General features: G+C 45.6%; 17 protein-coding genes. 12 read left to right on the plus strand and 5 right to left on the minus strand.

The window, feature by feature from the left end; translation table 11 throughout:
* Positions 1-142: 142 nt before the first annotated feature.
* Positions 143-385: a helix-turn-helix transcriptional regulator gene (locus tag C5745_RS17980; RefSeq protein WP_133166382.1), complete on the minus strand. Its 243-nt coding sequence runs from the start codon at positions 383-385 to the stop codon at positions 143-145.
* Between the two features lie 335 nt (positions 386-720).
* Here C5745_RS17980 and C5745_RS17985 point away from each other — a divergent pair, with 335 nt between their 5' ends.
* Genes C5745_RS17985 through C5745_RS17995 form a run of 3 tightly spaced genes read left to right on the plus strand, consistent with a single transcriptional unit; the run spans position 721 to position 2,335 of the window.
* A complete protein-coding gene (locus C5745_RS17985; RefSeq protein WP_105718403.1) occupies positions 721-1,044 on the plus strand; it encodes an import component protein in 324 nt (107 codons plus the stop codon).
* Positions 1,045-1,059: 15 nt separating this feature from the next.
* Positions 1,060-1,749 (plus strand): hypothetical protein, encoded by a 690-nt coding sequence (locus tag C5745_RS17990; protein ID WP_105718404.1) that lies wholly within the window; start codon positions 1,060-1,062, stop codon positions 1,747-1,749.
* Positions 1,750-1,780: 31 nt separating this feature from the next.
* Positions 1,781-2,335 carry a hypothetical protein gene (locus tag C5745_RS17995; RefSeq protein WP_105718405.1) on the plus strand — a complete coding sequence of 185 codons (555 nt, stop codon included), beginning with the start codon at positions 1,781-1,783 and terminating at the stop codon, positions 2,333-2,335.
* Positions 2,336-2,364: 29 nt separating this feature from the next.
* Here the strand turns inward: C5745_RS17995 and C5745_RS18000 are convergent, their stop codons facing one another.
* Positions 2,365-3,393, minus strand: coding sequence for a hypothetical protein (locus tag C5745_RS18000; RefSeq protein WP_105718406.1), 1,029 nt, complete (start codon positions 3,391-3,393; stop codon positions 2,365-2,367).
* A gap of 302 nt (positions 3,394-3,695) precedes the next feature.
* Between C5745_RS18000 and C5745_RS18005 the strand changes: the two genes are divergently transcribed.
* Entirely contained in the window at positions 3,696-4,196 is a 501-nt protein-coding gene (locus C5745_RS18005) for a hypothetical protein (protein ID WP_105718407.1), read from the plus strand.
* 108 nt (positions 4,197-4,304) lie between these two features.
* Here the strand turns inward: C5745_RS18005 and C5745_RS18010 are convergent, their stop codons facing one another.
* Entirely contained in the window at positions 4,305-5,087 is a 783-nt protein-coding gene (locus C5745_RS18010) for a glucose 1-dehydrogenase (RefSeq protein WP_243403388.1), read from the minus strand.
* A gap of 150 nt (positions 5,088-5,237) precedes the next feature.
* Between C5745_RS18010 and C5745_RS18015 the strand changes: the two genes are divergently transcribed.
* The 3 genes from C5745_RS18015 to C5745_RS18025 all read left to right on the plus strand — a co-directional run bounded on the left by C5745_RS18015 (position 5,238) and on the right by C5745_RS18025 (position 7,746).
* Positions 5,238-6,059, plus strand: a complete 822-nt coding sequence (locus C5745_RS18015) for a helix-turn-helix domain-containing protein (protein ID WP_105718409.1) — start codon at positions 5,238-5,240, stop codon at positions 6,057-6,059.
* A gap of 63 nt (positions 6,060-6,122) precedes the next feature.
* Positions 6,123-6,695 carry an NAD(P)H-dependent oxidoreductase gene (locus C5745_RS18020; protein WP_105718410.1) on the plus strand — a complete coding sequence of 191 codons (573 nt, stop codon included), beginning with the start codon at positions 6,123-6,125 and terminating at the stop codon, positions 6,693-6,695.
* 157 nt (positions 6,696-6,852) lie between these two features.
* The gene (locus C5745_RS18025; RefSeq protein WP_105718411.1) at positions 6,853-7,746 is read left to right on the plus strand and encodes a bestrophin family protein; all 894 of its coding nucleotides are present in this window, start codon (positions 6,853-6,855) and stop codon (positions 7,744-7,746) included.
* 53 nt (positions 7,747-7,799) lie between these two features.
* Here the strand turns inward: C5745_RS18025 and C5745_RS18030 are convergent, their stop codons facing one another.
* Complete coding sequence (locus C5745_RS18030) at positions 7,800-8,645, minus strand: SDR family oxidoreductase (protein WP_105718412.1); 846 nt, start codon at positions 8,643-8,645, stop codon at positions 7,800-7,802.
* Between the two features lie 56 nt (positions 8,646-8,701).
* Positions 8,702-9,112, minus strand: a complete 411-nt coding sequence (locus C5745_RS18035) for an Rrf2 family transcriptional regulator (protein WP_105718413.1) — start codon at positions 9,110-9,112, stop codon at positions 8,702-8,704.
* Positions 9,113-9,397: 285 nt separating this feature from the next.
* Between C5745_RS18035 and C5745_RS18040 the strand changes: the two genes are divergently transcribed.
* From C5745_RS18040 to C5745_RS18060, 5 genes are all read left to right on the plus strand, one after another.
* Positions 9,398-12,232 carry a TonB-dependent receptor gene (locus C5745_RS18040; protein WP_207795844.1) on the plus strand — a complete coding sequence of 945 codons (2,835 nt, stop codon included), beginning with the start codon at positions 9,398-9,400 and terminating at the stop codon, positions 12,230-12,232.
* 39 nt (positions 12,233-12,271) lie between these two features.
* On the plus strand, positions 12,272-13,885 hold the full coding sequence (locus C5745_RS18045) for a hypothetical protein (RefSeq protein WP_133166383.1): 1,614 nt from the start codon (positions 12,272-12,274) through the stop codon (positions 13,883-13,885).
* 15 nt (positions 13,886-13,900) lie between these two features.
* On the plus strand, positions 13,901-15,472 hold the full coding sequence (locus C5745_RS18050) for a hypothetical protein (protein WP_105718415.1): 1,572 nt from the start codon (positions 13,901-13,903) through the stop codon (positions 15,470-15,472).
* A gap of 37 nt (positions 15,473-15,509) precedes the next feature.
* On the plus strand, positions 15,510-16,730 hold the full coding sequence (locus C5745_RS18055) for a purple acid phosphatase family protein (protein ID WP_165793136.1): 1,221 nt from the start codon (positions 15,510-15,512) through the stop codon (positions 16,728-16,730).
* Positions 16,731-16,826: 96 nt separating this feature from the next.
* Positions 16,827-20,903 (plus strand): hybrid sensor histidine kinase/response regulator transcription factor, encoded by a 4,077-nt coding sequence (locus C5745_RS18060; protein WP_105718417.1) that lies wholly within the window; start codon positions 16,827-16,829, stop codon positions 20,901-20,903.
* Positions 20,904-20,935 lie beyond the last annotated feature (32 nt).

A 20,935-nucleotide genomic window follows, 5' to 3' on the forward strand; every position in this document is an offset into this window, starting at 1 on the left:
TACATATTAAATTTGGGGATAGGATTAAAGCCTTCGGCAACTCCTTTTAGGGTTCGCACTCGAGGCTTTCAGCCTCCGAGAACGAACCCTAAAAGGAGTGATGTGACACAGTTCAATTTACACTACCCTATTTGACACTAAATCACTTAATATTTGTCAGAAAATCTTCTAAGTCTACCTCCTTGTCCAGCCCAAATTTTTGTTTTAACCGATACTTAAACATCCGTACACTCTGAGGTTCAACATGCAGTGCCTGAGCGATTTGTTTGGTCGTCATTTTGAGATACAGGTAAGTGCAATATTTCTGATCAAGAAGGGTGAGTTTTTGAATGGCCTTATCACTCAGCCGCTTAAAAAAGTCCGGATGAAGTTTCTGTATCTGCATTTTGATGTCTTCAAAATCGGAATTCAGCAACATTTCCTCTTTGATTAATTTCTGTATATGTCCAGCCTCACCACTTTGGATCTTATATAGGTTCTTTTCATGCTGTTTCTATCTACAATCAGAACAAAGTAATGAAAAAAGCAGGTCATATGCGAATAGTACCCCGTCGAATCGGTCGGTATGAATTATTGAAAAAACACTCATTATCAGTTAATTGTACTATTTGTATATACTTTGTATATACAAATATAAATGGTGTAGATGGTTTGTTCGGGGTGTATGGATGATTGTCTGTCTGTTTATTCGGATTTTTGTTCAAACAAAATTATCAAATCATGACTCCGAAAGTACAATCTATTTTAAGCTACCTTGGCATTTTATGGCTGATCGCCTATTTTGGTGGAAAACAGGAAAGAAATGATCTGAGCAAGTATCATTTAAAACAAGGTCTTGGCCTGTGGATAATTGCTGTTATTTTTAATATCGTAATATACATCGTTGTGATGGTCGTACCTTCTCTGGCTGCAATCCTTAGTGCTGTCAGCATCATTTTTCTTATCCTGATGATATTCGGGATCATCAATGCCGCTAATGAGGTGAAAAAACCTTTGCCCGTTATCGGCAAGATGTTTGAAGACAAGTTTAATTTTATTGGCTAATAAAACACAAAAATTATGTGGATAAGAGTAGCAGACATCGGCCTTAAACAAATAGACGCAAACCAGTTGGAAAATCCGAAAAACCTTGGCACGCCAATGGTACTCGATTTATTCCAGCGGGAAACCGGAACTGCGTTTTGGATTGTTAAAAACAAGAAAGTTTTTACTCGATTTTTAGAAATACCGTCCGGAAAAACTATTCCAAAAAGAAAGTGGACGGACAAAATGAAAACTTTTGCCCAAAGCGAAATGGAAAAAATATCTCCGCAAAAAGGTCGAATTAAAGTAACCATTTTTGGTTGGCTGCTGCTTTTGTTCGCCTTTGGCACACTGGGGTATGTTGCTTACGAAGGTTTACAGGCTCCTGGAAAAGCAGCAAAATTTCAACAAAGAATGGCTGAAGCATCCACTGTTCACGAAGGTGATATTTATATGGGTCGCATAGGAGTGTACAAAGAAAAAGGAAATTCACTCGGAATGGAAGGTGGTTTTGGTTTTTTTAAAGTGGTGAAAATAAACGGAGACACCTACCAGATTGCAAAAAGCGTAGAAATGAGCAAAACCGCTAAGCCTAAAGAACAATTGAACAGTACCGATTTTGAACAGGAAACGTTTGCTGTTAAAGCAAAAGAATTGGAGGCCTATCAAAAATCATTTGTTTCGGAGGATGGGCTTGTAGAAATTTATTTCAGCGAAAAAAAATAATAAAGTATTAGCGATTTAAAATGATAGAGACATGAAATATATAGCTAAGACAATAATGCTTCTTACCGTTGTGATAAGCATATTTTCCTGCAACGGAGTTTCACCCGATAAACTAGTGGCGCAAACCTGGCTAAATGTCAACAATATCACATCACACTACTCGCCTAATTTTTTTCGCAATTTGCAGGAAATGAAATCAAAGGACAATATTACTGTAATCCGCAACAATGAAGTAGTCAAAGGTACTGCGGTAGAATACGTCAACCAATATGTAATCACTCCGCTAGTCGAAGCCCAGAAAAAAGTAGAAAAATTACCGGTAAAGGAAGACACCGAAGAAATAATAACGGCGTCGCTGGCAGTTTATCAATATGGAAAAACGGTTTTTGAAAATGAATACCTTACTATCGCTACAATGATGGACGAGGGAAAGCCCGAGGCTGAAATCTATGCCGCTATTGAAAACCTATATATTGTTCACGACCCTGTTATGGAAAAAAAGCTCGATAGGTTAGATGAGTTGGTATTCCCATATGCCAAAAAACACAACATCCAGATAAAGACTTACGGGAAGGGACTACAGTAGGGTAAATAATGCTTGCCCCACAAGTAGAACTACTTGTTCTTAACGAGGTATTCGTAGGTGTTATCGTATCGTAGGGTTACGCCAAATGCATCTTTCATCAAGTAATAATATAGCGGATAATCGTATTGGGTATTTTTGTCATCCCATTCTTGATGGAACGTATTGATCAACGTTAGAATATCCTCTTTACCATCAGCTTTTGCGACCAAGCTTTCCTTCTTGCCGCCACGATAGTATAGCAGCATCTTACTAGCCGCTACGGTTTCTTCATCTGTCTTATCTAAGCTTTCACGTCCAATCAATTTGCGAAACGCCGAATTGATACTACCTCGTACAGAATCGCTTTCTACCATGATCACATACTTTTTGCCGTATGCTACTGACGAAACCATATAAAGGGACTTATTCATCGCCTGCATAGCTTTTCGGTCATCGTCACTCATCTTATCGGCCATATCTGTAAAATCGATATTCATGTGGGTAGCTATCTCGCCATTAAAAGAAGAGGAATAGGGTTTGCGAATTACCGTAGAGTCGTTTACGGTCGCTAGCGCAAGGAACTTCTGACGATCTACATTGTCGGGCAAAATACCTTTTATAAGTGCGTAGTCGTCAAAGCTGCTCCCAGACCCTGCTGACGCCTGCGATCCTATAGCGGGTTTCGCCGCGACGATATAATCCCGCATCGCCTTGAAACTGGGAATCGCTGTTGTACTCAAGATGCCCGGGCCCTCAAAGAACAAGGCGCATTCAAAAAGCGGAAATGGGAATTTTTGTTTCTCGAGTATTACTTTATCGGTTGTATCCTGCAAATGCCACAGGCTGCCAAGGTATAAATCTTGGTTGATGTCACTTGCTGTATAATGACGTATAACAGAATTTCTTCCTTGCTTTATAGTGTACAGCTCTTGAGGTGATTCGTTCTCATTGTCATCGTCATCGTCGCCGTCTTTTTCTGGTTCTGGTTCTTCTTTCTCGGTTGGTGGTGGAGTGAGCGGTGATTTGCTACACGCGGCAAAGCATAATGTAATGGCGAAAACGTAATATATTAATTTCATTGTCGGTTGTTTTTGCGAGTTGCATGCCAAATATACAGTTTTTCAAAAATGTACGAAAATTTCTTTTTCCGGCAACAAAATCGATCAACTCGCATTCAAAAAAAACAACCTATGCAATAAGAAATTCTACCTATTTTCCGGCAGCTAAATATGTCCCGAAAGGGGTTGAAAATTCCCTCTTTTCGGGGATTTTTATTTAGCTTGCTTTGTTGTATTTTAGTCATTCAATCATATAAAGCTAATCATCTACTTTTAAACTTATAATGATGCGGCACAGTAAACATTTTTTTATAGTCCCTTTGATGCTTTTGCTTGCAACGCTTGCACAAGCACAGAATCAAGATGCTACCACATCTAGCAGAAGTCCCCTTAAATCGGGATTTGTGCTTTTACATAGATTGGGGGTCGCAAATCAAAACAGTTGGAGCGTTGATTTGGGTTTGGCATCCTTCAGTTGGTACAGGGACAGCGCCGAGAAGTTATTTGATGTTTCGTTTGGGGTGGAATCGCATTTTATAAAACCTTTTGGCATTGCACCCAAAGTTAACTTTGATATGGGATTTGAAGTAGGTAATAGTATGTATTTTATAACTGGCGGTTTAGACGCTGGGCTACTGACAGATTTTTCAAATAATTCGTTTTTTGTTACTCCAAAAGTGGGTTTTAGCGCAGCGTCGATTGTGCGGGTGTATTATGGCTATCACATTTTGCAAAAACCGACGGATTTCCCCAAAATAGGTAACCACCGCATTTCTTTGGAAATCAATATGGCGGCATTTCACAATTTTAAAATTATACAGTAATTCGTATCCGTTTGTTAACTCTTACATGAACTCCCGGGGCGCAGCCTCGGGAGTTTTTTTTGTTTCGGCATATAGGGCAATGTATCTGCTGATGCGGCCTAGCTTTCACTACGAATTTCCGTAGAGATTGGATTCACCTCCATCGATAGCAATAGTCTGTCCATTTACGTAACCATTTTCTTCACCGATAAGAAAAGCTACTAGTTTAGCCACATCTTTTGGCTGTCCCAAAGCACGGGTGGGATTACGTTGCGAATATTCGCGTTCGGCAGCTTCTGGGTTATCAGGATTTACTTGTTTGAAAGCTTCGGCGACCATGGGCGTCAATATGGCGCCTGGAGCAATGGCGTTGGTCAGTATACCATCTTTTCCGTATTCGATGGCCGCATTTTTTGTCATACCACTTACGGCGTGCTTGGTGGCTACATAGGGCGTCTGGTTTACGACGCCTCGAATACCGCCTACAGAGGCTACATTCACAATACGACCGTACTTTTGTTTTTGCATAACCGGGATAACATGTCGCATGCCAAAGTACACACCCATAAGGTTAATATCGACGACTTTACGGAACACATCAAGATCGTATTCGGCAAGCGGAGCCTGACGGCCTTCGATACCTGCGTTATTGTAGAGACCGTCTATCCTGCCAAATGTAGATTCGGCAAGCTCAATATAGGCCTTTACATCTTCTTCTTTGGATACGTCTGCGACGTGGGTTACAATTTCTACATCAGGAAATTCCGCACGGATCTCATCTGCTGCTTTTTCAAGCGCTTCTTTATTGTAATCTACCAATACTTGTTTGGCACCTCTGGCAGCAAACTCCTGGGCTGCAGCAAGACCTAGTCCCATAGCTGCTCCCGTGATAATAATTACTTTTTTATCCATCTCTTTAATGTTTAAACCAGACTACAAAGGGTGTAGTTGCTGGATGTCATATCAAATATACTGCTTCTATGTTAGTGTTTTGTTAATGTAGGGTAATAATGCCATGTCGGAATTTCGCCGATATTGACGAACTTTGCTGGGAGGTGTACAATGACGCAACACGGCGAGACATATAAAGATTTCCGGATAGCTGTTCCGACAGGCTATGAAAATGTATTTTCTCATTTCTATTTTGCCCAAAATCGGACCAATGAGACAATAACAAAAACGCTATTGCCTTCTTATCAAACGATGTTGATTTTCAGTTTTGGAAAGAAAGCACTGCTTAAATCCAAAAATAATAGGCAAGTAGAGGTGGACAAGTGCCTTGTATTGGGAACAATTAGAAGGGCTTTTGATTATTCGTTGCCGCCACAATCGACAATTTTAGTCGCCAACTTTAAAGATGATGCGTTTTATCGGTTCTTCGGTAGTAGCGCTTGGGCTAAAAATTTACTAATAAATCCCGATGAACTGCTGGACGAAAACTGCTTCACGGCATGGTGGTATGAACTTAGCAAAATGGATGATGTACACCAACAGGTAAGTTATATGCTTCATTTTTGCAGCCTCTATTTACGAGAACAAGATCCGATTGCAAAACAATTGGCAGATTGTAAGGAACAATCATTAGATCCGGTAAAAGCAGTTGCCAGTAACAACAATCAAACGGAGCGCAATATCCAGATTAAACATAAAAAACACTTTGGGTATTCTGCGAAAGAAATTAACCGATACCAACGGTTTTTAAGAGCGGTTGAATACATAGAGAGCATGACTTCCAAGATGACAAAAGAAGATTGGTTCACCATCATTAATTCGTGTGGTTATTACGACCAAAGCCACCTGATCAAGGACTTTAAACATTATCTTAACCTCAGCCCAACAAAATACCTGAAAATCCAACAGGACATATGTAATCCTATAATCTAATTTTCGTTTTCTTACAATTTTGGCAAAGTGCGATGCAATAATTTTGCTATAAAATAACAGAAAATGAAACACTTAATTATTTACGCGCATCCAGATCAACAAAGTTTGAACGGATATCTAAAACAAGTGGTGGTAGAACATCTTACTAACAACGGACACGAAGTAAAGGTTCGGGATTTATACCGGCTGAATTTTAATCCTGTTCTTTCATCGCAAGATATAGCAGGACAGCGCATGGGAAAGGTTGACGAAGATGTAAAAATGGAACAGAATTACATTGTCTGGGCCGATTGTATTACATTTATACATCCAATCTGGTGGACGGGGCTGCCGGCTATACTGAAAGGTTACATTGATCGGGTTTTCAGCTATGGTTTTGCTTATCGATATGAGCAAGGCATTCAAAAAGGCCTGCTTGGCGGCAAACAAGCCATCATTATTAATACGCATGGAAAGTCGCACGCCGAGTACAGCGATATGGGAATGGACAAAGCGCTTTCGCTTACATCGGACAAAGGTATCTACACCTATTGTGGTTTAGAGGTAAAACAACATTTTTTCTTCGATAGAGCGGATAGAGCTGATGTCGAAACTATTGGACATTGGACAGAACAAATCACATCGAAGATGGAGTAACCACCCCAAGGAACTTCTTGGATTTTACGGGATATCGTTCTGCGGGTGTGTTATTGCTGCTGACGGAAGCCAGCAGTTCAAACCATGGTGGGAAGGACTTCGATAGCAAAGTGGAAACTTTGACAAACACATCCAAAATATATTTGTTTATCATAGTATGATACTGAATTCTTCTGGTGTTCCCTTAGGCTATGTACTTAACAAAATCAAAAGGGAAGTGGCCACAGTGGCTACTGTGGGCTTGATCTTCAATGCCTTTACGTATTTTCTGGGTGATCGCCTTCCAGACATGCCTTTGGGTGTTCCGGCATTTTTAGGTACAGCAATATCGGTGTTATTGTCTTTTAAGATGAGTCAGTCGTATGAACGCTGGTGGGAGGCACGCAAAATATGGGGCGCAATTGTAAACGATTCTCGTTCGCTCGTCATACAACTTCAAAGTTATGTGGACAGCGCATACGAAGACGTGATTAGGGACGTCGCTTATAAACAGATCGCGTGGTGTTACGCCTTAGGCGATTCGCTGCGGGGGCTGAATCCATTGAGCAGACAACTGAACTTCACGTCGGTAGAAAAGGATGCGCTTCGAGATCATAAAAATGTGCCGTTGGCCATAACCCAGATGCAGGCAGCCCGTATAAAGGAAGTCGCAGACAAACAGGCAATCCCCGAATTTTACAGGGTCCAACTGGATCAGACCTTAGTGCGCCTTGTGGATTCTATGGGCAGGGCAGAACGTATAAACACGACCGTATTTCCAGTAACATATCGTTTTTTTCTGCATGCAGCTATTTATCTTTTTCTGATAACGTTATCGATTGCGATACAAGATGTTCACGCAATTTTCGAAATTCCGCTGTTGGTACTTATCGCCGCCTTGTTTTTTCTTGTCGAAAAAACCGCGTACAACTTGCAAGATCCTTTCCGCAATCGACCTAGTGATACACCTGTAACGGCCATAGCGCGCAATATCGAGATTAATATCAAGCAGTTGCTAAAAGATACAGAAATTCCTGAGCCGCTAAAACCGAAGACCTTCTTTATTCTTTAATAGCGGCAGGCTTCCGCACAACGGTGTCGAAAGCCTGCCTTGTTTATTGCTCATTAAATCAATGCAGCTTTAACCGACTCGGCTAACGGTGTGGTAGGCCGCCCAATTAGATCGGACAGGACTTTCTTATCATTAAATAGATCGCCTTTGGAGGCGCCTACATCCCAGCTGGCGATTGCTTCTGCGATACCCTGGGGTAGACCTAGCGAGGTGAGTACACCTGCGTACTCCGCTTCGGGCAGGTTATTGTACGGAATGTTTTTACCCGTTTGCTTGCTAATTTCGGCTGCAAGATCCTGTAGGGTATAAGCTTCGTCGCCGGCTAGTTCGTATACATTGCCGATATGGCCATCGCTGCTCAGTACTACTGCGGCTGCTTCTGCATAATCGGCGCGTGCGGCAGAAGAAATCTGACCTTCACCGGCACTACCGACAAAAGCGCCCGCCTGCAAGGCTCCGGGAATCGAGCCTGTATAGTTTTCGGTATACCAGCCGTTTCTTAAGATGGTGTAGGGGATGCCAGAAGCCTGAAGTAGTGCTTCGGTTTCGACATGTTCTGCTGCCAAACTCAACGTGGATGTAGCTGCATGGAGCAAGCTGGTATATACGATCCATTTAACACCGGCCTTACGTGCGGCATCGATAACACGTTGATGTTGTACTTTGCGTTGGCCTACCTCGTTTCCGGAAATGAGCAGGAGATGTTCGATACCGTTTAACCCTTCGACTAATGTCTCGGGTTTGTCGTAGTCAAACACGGTTGACGCAATACCAAGATCTGCAGCTTTCTCGGGCGAGCGCACCAAGGCGACAAGGCTTTCAGCGCCTAAGCGTTGTTTTAATTGTTCTACTACCAAACGACCTAGTTGTCCGGTAGCTCCGGTAATTCCTGTTTTCATATTGTATTCTTAAAGTTATTGTAATAAAAATTGTTACATTAATATAGAAAAAAATTTTATTCAAATTGTTGCACAAAATTTTCGAGTGTCCTGTGGGAAAGAGCTGCATACAGCAATTCGTCCGTTTCGATAAAGAGCTGCTCTAACTGGCCGTTAACTAGTTTCCCTACCGGGCATTTGGGATTGGGATTCTGATTTTTTTTTCCCAGCACGTGCGAGCTTTTTACCGCGTGATAAACATCAGCTAGGCTTATTTCACTGCTTGGTACACCCAGCATGGATCCACCTTCCTTACCTTTTTTGCTGATCACCCAGCCCCGATCCTGCAGCACGCCCAGTTCTTTACGGATAATCGCTGGGTTTATCTGGATGCTGCCTGCAATCCAATCGGAACTTAACCATTCGCCTGGCGCTTTGGCCAGGAGTGTCAAAATATGGATAGCCGTTGCAAACCTCGTGTTACTCATAGGGCAAAGATACAATAAATATTTAAATGTAATAATTATTATTACATTTTAAAACATGCGTTAAAGAGACAGACTTCCTTGCGGTAGTCTCAGACAATAGGGGACAAAATGCTAATTATGAGTTAATACCGCTGCGTTAAGCGCGTATTAACGCAATATCAGCAGGATATTAAATTATACCGAAGTAACATTTTTACCCTATTTATGTAACGATTTTCCGCACGACTTCACAGACTCCCGTATACTTTTGTACACAAACTTATTCTGTAAAGGAGGACAAAAAACGTGAAGAAATCCACCCTCGTTAATTTATTTTTATACTGCGCGCTGTTGTTGTTTTTGCCCGTATTGTTACACGCGCAACAGGATTTTCGTATCCGTGGCTTCGTTGTAGATGCAGGGACAGGAAACCCATTACCGGGGGCCTCCGTCCAGATCGAATCGACGCCGTTGGAGGTTACAACGGATTTAAACGGTCAGTTTGTTTTTGGGAGGGTTCAGGCTAAAACAATCGGACTGAAAGTCTCTTACATGGGATATAAGGAAGAGCATGTGGTCTTGACACCTGAACGGATAGCAAACGGTATCCGTATAAGTCTACAACCCATGGCTAACGTCATAGATGAGGTGTTGGTTTCGGCAAATCTGGAAGGACAACAAAAGGCCTTGAACCAGCAACGAAATGCAGATAATATCAAGAATATTATTTCCGCCGATGTGATCGGCCGTTTCCCAGATTTGAATGTCGCTGAGGCGTTACAGCGGGTTCCGGGGATCAACATACAGCGCGATAAAGGGGAGGGTTCAACCATTTCCCTGCGAGGTACGCCTGCACATTTTACAACGGTGCAGATCAATGGTGAACAATTGCCCAGTGTGCAGCAAAGTGGTTCCCGGAACGAAGCGCTTGACCTGATTCCGGCAGATCAGCTGGCGTCAATTGAGATCATTAAAGCGCCCACTCCTGATCTGGATGGTGATGCAGTGGGCGGAATTGTCAACCTGCGGACACCCACGGCAAATAAACGGAGATGGACCGGTAAGGCGGAAGGTGCGATGGGGTACAACGATATTTCTGGCGGGCTTAACGGTATCGGTAAATTACGTATCGACCGGCGCTTTTTAGCGACAGATAAAGTTCCCGAAGGGAAGATCGGCGTCATGCTGAGCGGTTCTTACTTTAGCTCCAACAATTCGGAAGACCGCTTGGATGCGGTGTGGGGTGGTGCGGATATTGTTGGCCAGGAGGGAACTTGGGTCCTTCCTCAAAACTATGGCTTTCGTAAAACTGAAAATGAGCGGAAACGTGCCGGTCTGACAGGTACTTTCGACTATAAACCGGACGGTTTTAACCACCTCGTGTTTAACTATATGTTCAACCAGCGGACCGACCACGATGTCCAAAACCGGCAGCGTTATGATTTCGACAGGAGCGGCTCAGAATGGGTCTCCCTGAATGAAGCGACAGGTGCACGCGCGCGTAGAGATATTAACCTTTGGGACGAGGATAAAAACAATCATAACCTGAGTGTGCAAGGCTATCATACCATGCGGTCGTGGCAGCTCGACTGGGCTGGATCCTATACACGTTCCTCCCGGAAATTCACGTCGACCCGGGGCGATTTTTCCTATGACGATATCGATCTGCGTGTGGCGGGCGAAAATGATATTTATAACGCGTATCCCGTCTTTGAAGCGACCCAGCCTCAGTTGGACCTCTACAATCCGCTATTGTATAATGACTTTAGGCGTTATGAGGAAGATGCTGAAAATACGACCGCAGACAACTTCGTGCTGCGTGCGGACCTGACAAAGCAGACGTGGCTATGGGGCTTTCCGTTAGCCATAAAGGTAGGCGGAAAGTACCGGACGCAGTCGAATAGCAAATTGCGCAATAATCAGGTGCTGGCGTTCTGGGATCCAAACGAGGTACTGAATCTAAATGAAGCCTTTACACGTGTAATAGGAAATAAAGAACCTGCGAATTTTCTGTTCCGTGATTATCGTTTCGGCCCGCTTATCAACGAGGAGAAGTTCACCAGCTATATACACGAAAACAGATACCTATTGACGGAAGGAAGTGATGCTTGGGATGCGGAACGATTGTCTCTGAATGACACCTATGATGCCTTTGAAGATATCTACGCAGGATATGCGATGGGGCGTTGGCAAAGGGATAGATTAATGGTGCTTGCTGGGCTACGCTTGGAGTCTAACAGTGTCCGGTACGATGCATTTGACGTATTCCGTACGGGGACGGTCGTGGAGGCCTCGCCTATATCAGGGGATAAGGATTATGTTTTTTTCTTGCCTCACCTCCATCTAAAGTATGGGTTGGACGAGTGGTCTAACCTGCGCTTTTCGGTATTGCGTAATTATGCACGACCAAATTTTGTGGATGTGGTCCCCTTTGTCAACTACGATGTGGATGCGTTGCGCCTACAGCTGGGGAATCCAGACTTGCAGCCGTCAACTGCATGGAATGTAGATGCTATGTTTGAACGTTATTTTGCAAATGCCGGTCTATTATCTGTTGGGGTGTTCTACAAAAATCTGGACCGGTTTCAGTTTACCAGCATCATTAACTCGCTTCCGGAGCCGTTTCCTGGATACCCTGAGACGCAAGGGTTCGAATTTCGGCAGGTGCAGAATGGTAAACAGGCAACGGTGGCCGGGGTGGAGGTAAATCTGTCGCGTTCGCTCGATTTTTTACCCGGCATAGCCAAAGGGCTCGCTGTCAATGCAAATTATACGTTCGCCAGCTCAAATGCGCATACGCAGGACCGATCGGATATACGTTTGCCGGGACAGGCAGAACACACGTTCAATGCTATGTTGGCATTCGATTACAAGCGGTTTACGATCCGAGGCTCAGTGAATCATAATGGTTCGTATGCGAACTCAATCGCCAGCGACGCCGACGGCGACATCATACAGCGACATCGCACACAACTGGATATGAATGCCTCTTATAGTTGGAAAAACTTTCGGTTGTTTACAGAATGGATCAACTTGTTGAATGAGCCAAGTATACGTTATCAAGGTACATCCGATTACGTTTCGCGTGTTGCGTACTTCGGTTATTCCGCTCGTGCGGGAATTGGCTATGTCATTCGGTAAATGGAGATAAGGTACTAAGATTAAAGTAAAACAAAGAAAATGAAAAATAAATCGTTGCATTTCCTGGTCGTGATACTCCATCTATTGATGACGGGTTGTGCGGATAAGGAAATTGATTTTGTCTTTCCTGAACCACTGATTTTGAGTATGACGGATGAAACGGCGCTAACGCTGGTGCAGGAGCCTGGGAAGATTATTAACGTGCCGTTGAATGTACAAGCGGCCTCTGGCCTGGAATCGCTTGTGGTTTATCTGGGGGCAGAGCGATATGATGAAGTCAGTTACACGAACAATGAACTATCGGCCTCTTATGATTTCAAGTTTAACGTCGCAGCGGACGCCTCCTTAGGGACCGTATATGATTTTGTGGTAACCCTAACGGATAAGATAGGTCGCTCGACGAGCTTTCCGATTACCGTTTCAGTCGATGCGACATATACCATAACGGTGGAAACAGTAGCCGGAAAAGAAGTGTCGGTTATTCAAGGAAAAATCAATGGAGATTTTCACTTCGCAAGAGAAAAAACATATGTGGTAGCGGGAACGCTGGCTGTCGAAGACGGGGGAACCTTGACGATCGACGCCGGCAGCACGGTCTATTTCCGGACTAGTGCTGACAACGCTGTTAATTCCCGTTTGGTTATCGCACGCGGCAGTAGGATACAGGCGACCGGTACGGCAGCGACACCAATTGTCCTGACCTCGGAGAAAGTACTGCGCGGAGAGGATCCTTCCTTCGATGATTGGGGCGGCTTGTTTTTATTCGGGGCTGCGCCGACGAATCGTGGGAGCAACGTGGTCGAAGATGGCTTTGTTTACGGCGGGTCGGCAGCAGCGGAAAGTTCTGGCCGCCTGCGCTATGTACGGATAGAGTACGCCGGTAAAGACGATTATCACGCCTTGAATTTCTTCGGTGTGGGTTCTGCTACAGGGATTGACCGTGTGCAGGTATTCCAGTGTCAGAACAATGCATTTCGTATTCGTGGCGGCCGTGTAAATCTACGGTACATTGCTGCCATTGATCACGGTGGATATGGCTTATGGGCAGACGAGGGCTGGCAAGGAAAGGGACAGTTTTGGTTGTTCCAAACAAATATTTCGGCCACCTTGGTTCCGAGAAACTTTTGGAATCAGGCGCGGTCGCTCGAACTACGGAACCATGATAGTTTCTATGATTCCAGTCCGCGAACGACCTTCCAGATAGCCAACGTGACGCTGATCGGCAATGGTGAAGGGACCACAGATGGCACTCGGCGGGGAGCGCGGGTCAGAAGGGGGGCCATAGGGCAGCTGCGTAACCTGATCGTAGCACATTTTCCGAGCGATGCGGTGCGTGTGGAGGATTTACCCGTAGAGGTGCTTGGCGGAGAGATGGTGCTGGACAATGTAAGAGCATTCCGGTCGGCAACCAATTATGCACAGGAAGCGGAATCTATATTTTTCCAATCCGGCTTATACGATGTGACGGAAGACGTGGTGAGCGGTATCACACTGGATAACTATGTGGGCTCGGTCTCTTCCGTATTCAATCCACAGCAACTGGATCCCTGGTTTATCGCAGCAGATTACATTGGCGCTGTCCAGCATGCCAACAACGACTGGACACGAGAGGGCGTGTGGTTTAAGAATAGGGATGGTAGTATTAGCGAATAATTTAACTTAAGTAATATGAAAATGACAAAAAGAAACGGCGTATTCGCCGTTGTATTGGCCGGCATGATCTGGACCTTTGCCTCCTGCTCGAAAGACGACGATACTATTCCGGCAAACATTGAAGGAAACGCGATAGAGGTTGCGCAAGCAAGTACAATAGCAAAACCAGGGACCACGGTATCGGTTGCGCTCTCGTTTGCTGACCCAGGAAACGGAACGATGCTCGTCATCCACCGTGATGAAGCCCCGCTTCGTAGCGTGCCGCTCCAGGACGGACAGACGAGTTACACCTTTGAGGATATTTTACCGGCAGACCTTGAAGAAGGCGACGTTGTCCCCTATGCTTTCTTTATAGCAGATGAAAAGAACACCATAACATCGGATGCATCGGCATTCGAAGTATCTGTGGCGCTTTACGATGAGATAACGATTGGATCCTCTCCTGTATACCAGATCGAGCTTCCAGAGGATGGTATTATCGAAACCGGGAAGGTAAAATTAGCAGCCGGCCGTAAATATTGGCTGCCCCATTCGGTGCACTTTATGAGCGGAACGGAGCTGCAGATGGAGGCAGGCGTGGAGCTGTACATGAACACCGAAACAGGAGAAACATATGATGTGGTCATTGATGAGGGAGCACGAGTGGATGTAACGGGTACGGCGACTGCTCCAGTAGTGGTGACCAGTGACAAATTGTTGCGCGATCAGGATGCAGAACCAGGTGATTGGGGGCAGTTTAATATTAAAGGTGAGGGCAATGGTAGTTCAAGTGGCCATGTCGAATATCTTCGGGTAGAATATGCGGGAGATCGTGGTTTCCGCTTGCAGGGTGTAGGTAGCGGGACAACGATCAACTACGTACAAGCTTACCGGGCGCTTGGTGAAGGTATTATGCCAACGGACGGCGATGTGCGCATGAAGTATCTTGTGGCTACCAATTGTGAAGGTGGTGGTTTTCGCTTTGGTGATGCGTATGCGGGGTATGTGCAATTCGCAATTTCACAGACCACCAGCTTTTACGATGAGGTGGAGGCGTTCACGATCCGGGAAACGGCGTCGCCAGTTATCTCGAATGTTACGGTAGTCGGTCCCGGAGAAGATGTTGATGATACGCATGGTATGCGTTTGCGTGCGAATAGCAGCGGAAAGGTGTATAACAGCATAGTAGCAGACTTTCCCAGACGCGGCTTGCGTCTCAACGATAAGGTTACCGTGACGGATCTACAAGGGTCCACCGTTTTTGCCTATTCGTATATTTTCAATGTGCCTCGCGATCCTTACCGTGATGATACCGAGAACGGTAATCCTTTCCGGGGATACTTGGATGCGGAGAATGTTTTCCAGAATCCGTTTTTCAATAATGTTACAGGTTTCGAAGATAATGATGAGGATGAACCGATTCTGGCAACGATCGATGGCATCGGCACGACAAGCTATATACCACAGACAGTCAAGAACAGTGCGTTTAATCCTGCTTCTATACATGCGTTCTTCTCGGAAGCAAATTATGTAGGCGCTGTAAGCGAGGCAGCTGCAGATTGGACGAAGGGCTGGGTCCGAGATTATGAGGGGAATATCCATCAATAGAATGTATAGATTATTTTTTGTTATATATTTATTTTTCATGGGGGGAAGCTGCTATGCCCAACCCCATGAAAAACAATTACCTCCAGACCGGCCGTTAATACGCTACAAGGCTGGTGAAATGCCGGATCGGATCTTGATGTCAATCACGGATTCGCTTGCACAGAGCAGAACAATCACCTGGCGGACGAGCAAAGCCACGCCGACCGGAACACTGGAATGGTCGGACAAAGTAAAGCAGGTTGATTTCTATCGGGAGGCCAACCGCATGGATGCCTTGAGTGAACAGTTTGTGACATACGCCGGTGATACGGTATACTACCACACGGCTACGCTCCGCGCGCTTAAGTCCGGACAACATTATGTGTACCGGGTAGGCGAAGGGGATATGTGGAGCGAATGGATCGACTTTTCGATGCCAACAGACGAGGATGCGTTTCAGTTTATTTACATGGGCGATGCGCAAAACGACATTCGCCCGCTCTGGTCCCGTGTATTTAGAAAGGCATATGCTGCAGCACCAGCGGCTGATTTTGTGATACACGTGGGCGATTTGATCAATCATTCGCAAAACGAATATGAATGGGCAGAATGGTTCCGTGCGGGCGATTTTATGCTTGCCGCGAAGCCGCAGCTCGCCGTACGTGGTAACCATGAGTATGTAAAGGACGAAAAGGGCGTGAAGCAATATAGCACGCCGAGCTGGCCGCATCAGTTTCGATATCCACCTAATGGTCCGTCGTCCTTGCCTAACGGCGCTTATTTTATCGATATCAAAAATTGCCGTTTCGTCTTCATGGATTCCAATGATGCACTGGATCTGCAGGGGCAGTGGTTGGAGCAGGTGCTAAAGAACAATACAAAGAAATGGGCTATCGTGGTTTGCCATCATCCGGTCGTTTCGGCCACGGAAGGAAGAATCAATGACGGCGTCATGACGCATTGGAAACCACTATTCGACAAATACAACGTTGACCTCGTGTTGCAAGGGCACGACCATGTGTATGCCAGAGGTCGAATCCCTAATTCGGAAGGTAATCGTATAGGACCGACTTATGTGATTTCTGTTGCAGGAAGAAAGGCATATGCGGTGGGGAATCATCCTTGGATGGAGGTAAAGATGGGTAACGTACAGACCTATCAGCTGGTCGAGATGTCTGATGAAGCCATCGTCTTTAAAACATATGCGTTGGACGGCCAGGTACAGGATGTTTTTCGCATTGTGAAGCGGGATGGCAAGCCCGTGGTAGAAGATAACTGAAAAAATCACGATAGCATAATATAACGGTAATAGTAGGTTAATTTATTGTTTACAATTTTGTAACACGCTTGTGGCGTCATTATTATCCTGCTTACTATGATGAGCTGTCTATTTCGAAATAAATGTTTTCTCTGCGTCTTCATTCTTATAAAGAGTTTCTATTTTTCTTGCTCTTACGCGCAGGATCTTAATTTTGAGACGATATCGCATAAAGACGGATTGCCGCAACGTTCTGTATTAAGCGTCTATCAGGACGGATTTGGTTTTATGTGGTTTGGCACACGCGACGGGTTGTGCCGCTATGATGGTTATGAGTTTGTCGTGTATCGACATCAAACGGGCGATCCTACGAGCATCGGGGGCAATACTATTTTTTCGATTTCCGGAGACAACGAAGGCAATATATGGATAGCAACGGACAAGGGTCTAAGTTGCTATCATCGCAATCATGACAAATTCACCACCTATACGTTAGCGCCGGGCATCTATGAATCTTCTTCGATCCATGAGGTCTTTGTGGGACGCGACGGACGTGTATGGATGGGATGCCGTTATGGTCTGTTCGAGTGGGACCGCCTCTCCGGCTTGCTGACCAAACATAGTTTTGTAGCGGACGGTATGTATCACTTAGCGCACGGGACGGTAAGTGCCATCGCCGAAGATCGTACGGGAACGCTGTGGATTGGAACTTCGAAGTTCGGACTGTTTACGTATAACCGAACAACGCGACAGGGACGTTCCATAACGAGTGAACGGGATAGGAAGCTGTTCCCATCGCGTATTGAATCGTTGGTGGTCACCGATTCTGTTATTTGGGCGGCAACCTATGGTTCGGGGCTATTTTTACTGGAGAAGAGTGGCGAAATTATTCGGCAATGGCATACCCAGGCTGCGGACGAACGGAATAGATTACACGCTGATCTTATTCGCGACCTGATGCTGGACCAGCAGCAAAGGCTTTGGGTAGGCACCTTTGAAGGCCTTTATTGTCTGGCCGGCAAGCGGATTCCGACAAAGGTGGCTTTAGGACGCTTCATAGACGGTACCGCTCAGGATCAGGAAAGTATACGTGCTATACGTTTGGACCACCTTGGCAATATCTGGGTAGGGACCTATGCGGATGGTATCAAATTATATCGGCGAGGTGATCGCCGTTTTCTGCTCAGCCGACTGTATGGCGCCGGCAGCAAGACCTCTTCCACTAGTGTTTCTGCTTTATTGGCATCGACACCGGATGCCGTGCTGATCGGAACAGAGGATGGCGTGTTATATCATGCTACAGCTGACGGTAATACCCGTCATGAATTGCCCGAAAGGGGCGCTATAAAAGCGATATACGAAGATGTAAAAGCACAGGTATGGCTTGGCGTATTTGGAAAAGGTCTGTACAGCTTTTCTGCGACCACGGGAACCTTTAAAAAATATGGGCTACCGGAATCTATCCTCGTGAACCGCAATAAAGGGCTAATTATAAATTCGATAGCGGGGGATAGCGGTGGGTTATGGATTGGAACAGATGGGGCTGGTGGGCTGCATCGTTTTGACCTGGCAACAAAGGGTTTTGTCCCGTTTGAAGGCGACAAACAGCTACAGGAGTTATTGAATCATCGGGCCGTTAAGCATGTGTTCATCGGAAAAGACGATCAGATTTTTTTGGCGACGTATGGCCACGGCTTAGTGATATACAACAGCAGGACGGGAGCAATTAGTCATAAAAATAGGTTTAGAACGGGTACGGCCGAGCTTAGAGTAGACCAGATTAACCATGTGCTAGAGGAAGTGGATGGTACCCTATGGCTGTCAAGCAATGGCCAAGGGGTGTTGGGCTGGAATCCGCGGTCGGGCGACTGTAAACATTTCCACGCGGGCAACGGCATGCTGGACAATCTCGTGTACGGTACGATCGTAGATCGATCGGCCGAGAAATGGTTTGTGTCTTTACATGGTGTTAGCCGGCTGGACAAGAACGACCGGCTGCGGCCATTTGGTTACGAGGAGGGCATGCTCCTCGAGGAAATAAATGAAGGTGCTTTTGCGCAGGACATTTCCAATAGCTTGCTGCTCGGCGGAAGTGAGGGGTGGTTACAGATGGATATGACTACGCCGCATCGCTTATCTGCACGAAACCGGCCCGTGCGGTTTACTGCTTTGCGAATTGGGAACCATCGGGTAGAACCCGGTGATAGCACGAGGGTACTGCAGACAAGTCTACAATGTACGCAGGCTATTCAACTGAGCCATCGTCATACTGATTTCGAACTGGAGTTTTCGGATTTTGGTTATTCGTCGGCGAACAGACATTCGTTTTACTATAAGCTGGAGGGGATTCACGAGGAGTGGATCCGACTAAACGGGAACCAGGTGGCATTTACAAACCTCAAAGCGGGCGACTATACACTCAAAGTCCGTTCGACCGGCGCTCATTCTTCCATAGGAGAAGCTCAGATGTCGATAGAGGTACTGGATCCGCCATGGTTGAGCTGGTGGGCGAAATGTCTTTACCTACTGTCTGTAGGGCTGATCGCAGCGCTTTTTTGGAGTCGTTATCTGCAAAGTTTGAGACTGAAGCATTCCTACCGTATCGAACAACTGGAAAAAGAGAAATGGAAGGAAATTCACGACGTAAAACTGAGTTATTTCATGGACGTGTCGCATGAATTCCGTACACCTCTTTCGTTAATATTGGCTCCGCTTGAAGAGCTGGTAGCCTCGGGAGAACAGTCCATGTGGAAGAAAAACCGGTTGGAAATTATGCACTTTAACGTGCAACGGTTACGGTTGCTGACAGAACAGATTATGCAGATCCGTGAAATTGATACCGGACAGTATGCCATCAATAAGGAGCTGGTGCCGCTGAGAAAGCATCTGGAGGAAATATTGATGAGTTTCTGGCCGATGGCCGAGAAGCAGAATATTCAGCTATTGGTCGATCTTGAAGCACTTGATGAGGTGATACTACTGCTCGATAAGGATAAGATCGAAAAAATCATTTTCAACCTGCTGCAAAATGCCTTTAAATTTACACCTCCTAAGGGAGAAATCGGGATCAGTGCTTCTTTTACGGACAACGTGCTGGCCTTGAAAGTCTGGGATACCGGTGTCGGTATCGATGAACAGGATTTGCCGCATATTTTTGATCGCTTCTATACGAAGGGAAGCCCCGGCCATGGCGTAGGAATAGGCCTGTCGTTGTCCAGATCGTTGCTGGAGATGATGGATGGCCGTATAACGGTGCATAGCGAGGTCGCGCGGGGCACATCGTTCATGTTGACCATACCCTGCGAGATGTTGGACACGGCCGCACTACGGGAGGAAGACCAAAAGCTGCCATCGGATAAATTAACTTGGAACGAGCCTGTCGAAGTCGTGGTACATAGGGAGGGAACCGGCAACGGCGCGAAGCCTGATATGGGGACAATATTATTGGTGGACGATAATGCCGTAATAGTGCACTATCTGGAAGCACAGCTCAAAACGACATATACGGTCTTGACGGCCTATGACGGCCTGCAAGGCCTTCAAAAGGCAGAGGAACTGGTGCCCGATCTGATCATTAGCGATCTGCTAATGCCTGGCTTGAATGGATACGAATTATGTGCCAGTATCAAGAGTAAACCGGAAATCTGTCATATTCCCCTGATTCTTTTAACAGCGATGGACACACACGCGGCAAAGATGGAAGGACTTGGACATGGAGCGGACGAATACCTCCCGAAGCCCTTTCATATAATGGAGTTGAAGCTAAGAATAAAGAATATAATTGATAATCAAAAACGGATTCATGCGCGTTATCGTACAGCATCTTACCTGCCTAATCCCGCGGATGTTACCGGCAACGATCATGATCGGAAGCTTTTAGACCGGGTTAACACGATCATTTCGGAAAATCTGGAAAATACCGATCTGAGTGTGGAATGGCTAGGTACCGAGGTTGGCCTGAGTAGAGTGCACCTGTTTCGGAAGATCAAATCCCTGACGGGGTTGTCTCCTTCGGAATACATCAAAAACTACAGAATGAAATATGCTTGTCAGCTTTTGACGCAGACGGATCTCCGGGTTTCTGAAGTTGCCTTTCGCGTGGGATTTCAGGACAGTCAGTATTTCGCCAAGGTATTTAAAAAGGAGATAGGGAAGAGTCCGACAGCATTCATGAATACGTGCGAAGGTGACTAATGCTTAGTTTTCCCTGCGGTAGTTACAGACGG

Origin of the sequence: Sphingobacterium haloxyli (assembly GCF_002980525.1) — a bacterium.
GTDB classification, from domain to species: Bacteria; Bacteroidota; Bacteroidia; order Sphingobacteriales; family Sphingobacteriaceae; genus Sphingobacterium; species Sphingobacterium haloxyli.

Bases quoted from the DNA above. Each gene is read 5' to 3' on its own strand.
- C5745_RS17980 (WP_133166382.1), bottom strand. From the start codon at position 385: ATGCAGATACAGAAACTTCATCCGGACTTTTTTAAGCGGCTGAGTGAT.
- C5745_RS17985 (WP_105718403.1), top strand. From the start codon at position 721: ATGACTCCGAAAGTACAATCTATTTTAAGCTACCTTGGCATTTTATGG.
- C5745_RS17990 (WP_105718404.1), top strand. From the start codon at position 1,060: ATGTGGATAAGAGTAGCAGACATCGGCCTTAAACAAATAGACGCAAAC.
- C5745_RS17995 (WP_105718405.1), top strand. From the start codon at position 1,781: ATGAAATATATAGCTAAGACAATAATGCTTCTTACCGTTGTGATAAGC.
- C5745_RS18000 (WP_105718406.1), bottom strand. From the start codon at position 3,393: ATGAAATTAATATATTACGTTTTCGCCATTACATTATGCTTTGCCGCG.
- C5745_RS18005 (WP_105718407.1), top strand. From the start codon at position 3,696: ATGCTTTTGCTTGCAACGCTTGCACAAGCACAGAATCAAGATGCTACC.
- C5745_RS18010 (WP_243403388.1), bottom strand. From the start codon at position 5,087: ATGGATAAAAAAGTAATTATTATCACGGGAGCAGCTATGGGACTAGGT.
- C5745_RS18015 (WP_105718409.1), top strand. From the start codon at position 5,238: ATGACGCAACACGGCGAGACATATAAAGATTTCCGGATAGCTGTTCCG.
- C5745_RS18020 (WP_105718410.1), top strand. From the start codon at position 6,123: ATGAAACACTTAATTATTTACGCGCATCCAGATCAACAAAGTTTGAAC.
- C5745_RS18025 (WP_105718411.1), top strand. From the start codon at position 6,853: ATGATACTGAATTCTTCTGGTGTTCCCTTAGGCTATGTACTTAACAAA.
- C5745_RS18030 (WP_105718412.1), bottom strand. From the start codon at position 8,645: ATGAAAACAGGAATTACCGGAGCTACCGGACAACTAGGTCGTTTGGTA.
- C5745_RS18035 (WP_105718413.1), bottom strand. From the start codon at position 9,112: ATGAGTAACACGAGGTTTGCAACGGCTATCCATATTTTGACACTCCTG.
- C5745_RS18045 (WP_133166383.1), top strand. From the start codon at position 12,272: ATGAAAAATAAATCGTTGCATTTCCTGGTCGTGATACTCCATCTATTG.
- C5745_RS18050 (WP_105718415.1), top strand. From the start codon at position 13,901: ATGAAAATGACAAAAAGAAACGGCGTATTCGCCGTTGTATTGGCCGGC.
- C5745_RS18055 (WP_165793136.1), top strand. From the start codon at position 15,510: ATGGGGGGAAGCTGCTATGCCCAACCCCATGAAAAACAATTACCTCCA.
- C5745_RS18060 (WP_105718417.1), top strand. From the start codon at position 16,827: ATGATGAGCTGTCTATTTCGAAATAAATGTTTTCTCTGCGTCTTCATT.